At 56.7% G+C, this 5304-nt stretch carries 6 protein-coding genes; 1 reads left to right on the forward strand and 5 read right to left on the reverse strand.

Annotated features, from left to right (window positions below; all coding sequences use genetic code 11):
- The coding region (locus tag ONB24_15110) for a HEAT repeat domain-containing protein (GenBank protein MDZ7317439.1) at positions 1 to 451 on the forward strand (451 nt) is incomplete at its 5' end.
- 392 nt (positions 452 to 843) lie between these two features.
- On the opposite strand, the gene ONB24_15115 is transcribed toward ONB24_15110, so the two are convergent.
- The 5 genes from ONB24_15115 to ONB24_15135 all read right to left on the reverse strand — a co-directional run.
- Positions 844 to 2523: an AMP-binding protein gene (locus tag ONB24_15115; protein MDZ7317440.1), complete on the reverse strand. Its 1680-nt coding sequence runs from the start codon at positions 2521 to 2523 to the stop codon at positions 844 to 846.
- Positions 2524 to 2816: 293 nt separating this feature from the next.
- Positions 2817 to 2999 (reverse strand): HEPN domain-containing protein, encoded by a 183-nt coding sequence (locus ONB24_15120; GenBank protein ID MDZ7317441.1) that lies wholly within the window; start codon positions 2997 to 2999, stop codon positions 2817 to 2819.
- Complete coding sequence (locus ONB24_15125; GenBank protein ID MDZ7317442.1) at positions 2984 to 3310, reverse strand: nucleotidyltransferase domain-containing protein; 327 nt, start codon at positions 3308 to 3310, stop codon at positions 2984 to 2986. The genes ONB24_15120 and ONB24_15125 overlap by 16 nt, the downstream gene beginning before the upstream one ends.
- Positions 3311 to 3403: 93 nt before the next feature.
- Positions 3404 to 4867, reverse strand: a complete 1464-nt coding sequence (locus ONB24_15130; protein ID MDZ7317443.1) for an alpha-L-fucosidase — start codon at positions 4865 to 4867, stop codon at positions 3404 to 3406.
- Between the two features lie 11 nt (positions 4868 to 4878).
- The coding region (locus tag ONB24_15135; protein MDZ7317444.1) for a pyridoxal-dependent decarboxylase at positions 4879 to 5304 on the reverse strand (426 nt) is incomplete at its 5' end.

The following is a 5304-nucleotide window of genomic DNA, read 5'->3' on the forward strand; positions in this document are numbered from 1 at the left end:
GATTTACGACTATGTCCATTCGGATGCCTACGATCTACCGCGCATTTTGGAAACCGCCGAGATGGCGACCGATCGCGACCCCAATCATTTGCCCGAACTGCAGCGCCGCTTGAACGATCCTGACCCGGCCGTGCGATATTGGGCTGCCACCGGCTGCCTGGTCCTGGATGAGGCCGCCCGCTCCGCCGCCGGTTCCCTGCGCGAGCGCTTGACAGACGACGACGGCGACGTTGCCGCAGTCGCTGCGGAAGCATTGGTGCGATGGGGCGACCCGGAGGGATTGAAGGGATTGCAGAAACTGCTCGACCACCCGAACGGCAAGGTGCGCCTGCGCGTCCTAAACGCCATTTATGAGCTGGGCGATGCGGCCGCGGTCTTGAGACCCTTGGCGGCGGCCAAAACCAACGATCCGGACGAATTCGTCGCCCGCATGGCGGCCTATTTCGTGTGAGATGGGCCGCAATAAATTTCGATGACGCAGAGCAAAATTTATTTCGTTTTCAAAGGGGCCGGAATGAATTTCATTATGTAGCGCGAAATTTATTTCGCGGCCGGACCGGCCGAAATGAATTTCGGCCTACGTCCGCGTCATTCGCGGTTATGGACTGAAATGAATTTCGGCGATGTAGCGCGAAATTTATTTCGCGGGTGCGCGGCGCGAAATTTATGCCGCGGTTGAACCGGCCGAAATGAATTTCGGCCTACGTCTGCGTCATTCACGGTTACGGGCCGAAATAAATTTCGGCCTACGTCCGCGTCATTCGCGGTTACAGGCCGAAATGAATTTCGGCCTACGCCTGCGTCATTCGCGGTTAAGGGCCGAAATAAATTTCGGCCTACGTTTCACGAAACATACAGATACCGCTTGATCTTCATCGTCGGCGTCTTTTCGAACGGCTCCGGCTGGACGATCAATTTATTGAGACGCGAAAAGGACGAAAGCTTGGCGTTGGTTTGTCGACGGATATCCTCCAACACGTCGGGAAGCTTATCCTCGAGCTTGGCGGCTCCGTATAGCTGGTCGAGCAGTTCGTAATTCAAATAAACCCGCGCCGCCAGTTTGCCCTCCTGCTGAAAAACCAGCGATTCGAGCACGCGCTCATCCTCATTGAGGATTGACTCGATCTCCTCCGGATAGATGTTCTCACCGCTCGGTCCCAAAAGCATGTTCTTCGATCGCCCTTTGATGAACAAATAGCCGTTCGCATCCAACACCCCCAAATCGCCGGTGTGGAACCAGCCGTCGCGCATGGCTTCGGCGGTGCGCGCCTCATCTTTGTAATAACCCTTCATGAGCATCGGTCCGCGCACGCAGATTTCGCCTTCGCCGGTCTGCGGATGCGGATGGTCGATGCGGCACTCCACGCCGCGCAGCGCCTTGCCGCAGGAGCGGTAAACCGTGTTTTCCGGTCCGGTACCAAAGATCAACGGCGCGGTTTCAGTCAGCCCGTAGCCGATTGCATAGGGAAACCCGGCTTCGCGCAAAAAGGCTTCCACTTCGGGATTGAGCGCCGCGCCGCCGATGCAGTAGCAGCGCAGGCTGCCGCCAAAGGTCGCAAGCAGCTTTTTACCCGCTATGCGGTGCAGCTTTTTCCGCATCCACGGCAGTTTGTACAAGCTGCGCACCGCCGCGTTCTTTTTGAACTGCGGCGCGATGCGATTTTTGTAGATTTTTTCGATCACCAGCGGCACGGTCAGCAGAATGGTCGGTTTGACCTTTTGCAGAGCGGGGAGGAGGACGCGCGGCGTCGGCGGCTTGTCCAGGTAATAGACGGCGGCGCCGGCCATGATCGGCGCGACCAACCCCAAGGTGCACTCGTAGGCGTGCGACAACGGCAGCATGGAGAGCATCCGGTCTTCGGGTCCCAACGGCACGATCTCCATGGTCGCCGTCGCATCGTAGATGATGTTCTTGTGCGTCAGCATGACCCCTTTGGAACTGCCGGTGGTGCCGGAGGTGTAGATGATCGAGGCGACGTCATCCTCAGCCGCCTCGTGGTGAAGCTTACCCGCTAATTTCAGCGCCGCCTCTTTCAGCTTGGCAAACTCTTTTTCACCCTGAAGCAATAACTCCCTGAGCCGGTCCTTTTTGGTGCGCAAAGGAACCGGGGCAAAGCGCTCGATCAGGATCACGCTCAGCAGCGAGGGAATTTCCGCTTCCTCGATCTTGAGATAGAGTTTTTCGGAAACGAACAGCGCCTTGGCCCCGGAATGACGCAGGATATGACGCACTTCGTCCGGGTGGAATTCCGGCAGAATCGGCACGGCGATCGCCCCCAGCGCGGCGAGCGCAAAATAGGCGATGCCCCACTGCGGGCAGTTTTCGCTCAGAATGGCGACGCGGTCGCCGGCGATCACCCCTTCTTCATGCAGCAGGTGGGCAACCGCATCGACCCGTTGCCCCAGCTCAGCATAGCTGATTTCCTCGCCGTCGATTTCGGCCAAAGCCGTTTTATTACCGAAAGCGGCCACGCTTTGTTTGAGCAAAGCGCCGAGAGTGAGGTTGTCGAGAAGAGAAGACATGATACGATTTCCTTAAACTAACAAAAAAATTTCAGAGCTCAATGGATCGAACTCGTCTACGTGGTTTTCTGTTATTCTTGACCTATGGTTTCAAAAACTTGCGAATTCTTTCGACGACGAATTCCTTAACCCGCCTTGCCAAGCGATAGGCTTCTTTAGCCTCTTTAACAGATAACATGCTTAACTCATCGGGAAAACAAATGCTGCTTGCTTCTTGGTCAAAACATCGGCATCAGCGAATGTGTCAAAATTCATTTCCGACTTTTCAATCAATAATTCTTTGATGCTACGGATCATTGGGAGAACCGATGCATCGGCAATGATTGTTTTGAATATTTCTCTGCTGCTTGTTGCGCATGAAAACAGATCGAGTCCGTCAATATCGGCGCAAAGGTCATCAATTGTTCGATCGTCAAGAGGTCATTTTCTGCCTTGACCTGCCATTGACGGACAAGATCGCTCAAATCTTTTGCCATAGCACTTCCCCCTCCGTGCGGAGGACTTGAGACAGTGTGGGAAGCCGGATTTCTGCTGCATACTCTTCAAAAGGTTTAATGATAAAATCCACCGAAAAGCCGTTATCACCGACAACATTGAGCAACTCTTTCAGCAATTGCAGCTTTTGCCGGCGCTCCAACTTCTTATCGACCAAAACGGCAATATCAAGGTCGCTGTCGCTTCGCTGTGCGCTTTTGGCATAGCTTCCGAATAACACGATTCGGCGCACATCCGGCGCTTTGTTTAGAATGAGTTTGACAAGTTTTTTGAGATCATTATCCGAGTACATAACCTTTTTCGAAAAAAATTTAGCATAACCCTTTTCACAGTGTGCAATTACAATATGCCAATAAAAATTCCAAATATTTCAAATCAGCATTTTTCAACTTGTCTGCTTCTTTTCCCGCGGCGAAGCCTTGTACAGGCCAAAATTCGATACGGCAGGCACCGCTTTGCTGCCAAGGATCACCAGCCGCAAGCGCTGCACCGTCACCGGTTCGATGCGCAGCAACCGCTTGTAGCCGATCGTCGTGCCTTCGGCCAGTTTTTGCCATTTGCCGTCGACCAAGCCTTCGACGCTGAAGCGGCTGATGCGCTGTCCCAGCCGTATCGGCTCCTGCAGCAGAATGCGGTCAAAGGTCGTCGGCCGGCCGAGATCGACGGTCAAGGTCGGCTGCGGGTCGCGCGGATTCGCCGCCCAGTAGCTGTCCGCATCACCGTCCGTGACGTTGCCCGGCGCAAATTTCGCGTGTTTTTGCCATTGACTGCTCGCCCGCACTTTTTTCCCCGCCGCCAGGTCGATGCGGAACGTTTCGTCGAGAATGCTGCGGAATTCCCGCAGCGAGGCGGCGTCTTTTTCATGGATGAGCCCGCGGCGATCCGGCGGCAGGTTCAACAGCAGCGTGCCGTTGCGGCCAACCGACAGATAGTAGAGCTCGACCAGCTGCTGCGGCGTTTTCACCTTGTCGTCTTCGCTCGCGTGATAGAACCAGCCGGGCCGGATAGAGACGTCGCATTCGCCGACGACCCAATGCGGGCCGTTCGGCTCGCCGGTGTTAAGATAAGCCTGATCCGCCTCGCCCACGACCACGCGGCTGCGGTCCAGGGTCGACCAGTTGGTCTCGCCGGCAATGCCGCTCTCGTTGCCGATCCAGCGGATGTCAGGGCCGGCATCGGAAAAGATCAGCGCGTTCGGCTGCAGCCGGCGCACCAGCGCCCAGGTGGTCGGCCAGTCATAGTAGGTCGCCCGGTCGATGGTGCGCCGCTCGTTGGCGCCGCCGTACCAACCGTCGCCGCCGTTGGCGCCGTCGAACCACACCTCGGAGATCTCGCCGTAGCTCGTCAGAAGCTCGGTGAGCTGATTGCGGAAATAGGTAATGTACTCCGGCCGGCCGTAGGCGGCATGGTTACGGTCCCACGGCGATAAATAAAGACCCAGCCTTAGGCCGGCCTCGCGGCAGGCTGCCGCCAGTTCGCCGACAATGTCGCCTCGGCCGTTCTTGTAAGGACTGTTTTTGATCGAGTGCTCGGTGTAAGCCGACGGCCACAGACAAAAGCCGTCGTGATGCTTGGCGGTGAGGATGAGCTGCTTCATGCCGCCGCTCTTGGCGACCTCGACCCATTGCCGCGCATCGAGTTCACTGGGATTGAAAATATCCGGCGATTCGTCGCCAAAACCCCACTCCTTGTCGGTAAACGCGTTGACCGTGTAGTGAATAAAGCCGATGAGCTCCATTTTTTGATAGGCGATCTGTTGCGGCGTCGGCACCACCGGCATCGGCGGAATGTCGGCCGGCTCTTTGGCGGCAAGGAGCAGCAGTGCGGACAGCAGGAGCAGTGTATTCATCCGGAACCTCCTTATAAGGTTTGTGCCGTTTGACGAATCAATTCCCAGGCGGCGCGCACGTGGCGCTCCTCGGTGTGCGTCTGGCCGACGCAAAAGCGAAGCGTGTACCGGCCGTTAAGCTTGGTGTGCGTCAGATAAAGCTTTCCTGTTGCGTTCAACCGGTCGAGCAGCTGTTGATTGCGCGCGTCGTCGCCCTTGAGGCGAAAGCAGACCAGGTTCAGCGGCGGTTCGACGACCAGCTCAAAGCGGTCGCTCTGCCGAATCTGTTCGGCGAACCACTGCGCCAGCCGCACGTGCTCGCGCAGATGATGGCGCAGCCCCTCGACGCCGTAGTGACGAATGACGAACCATAACTTGAGGGCGCGGAAGCGCCGGCCGAGCTGCACGTGCCAGTCGCGGTAATCGAAAACCTGCCCCGATTCGCTGGCCGGATTACG

This window comes from candidate division KSB1 bacterium, assembly GCA_034505495.1.
GTDB lineage: Bacteria > Zhuqueibacterota > Zhuqueibacteria > Residuimicrobiales > Krinioviventaceae > Fontimicrobium_A.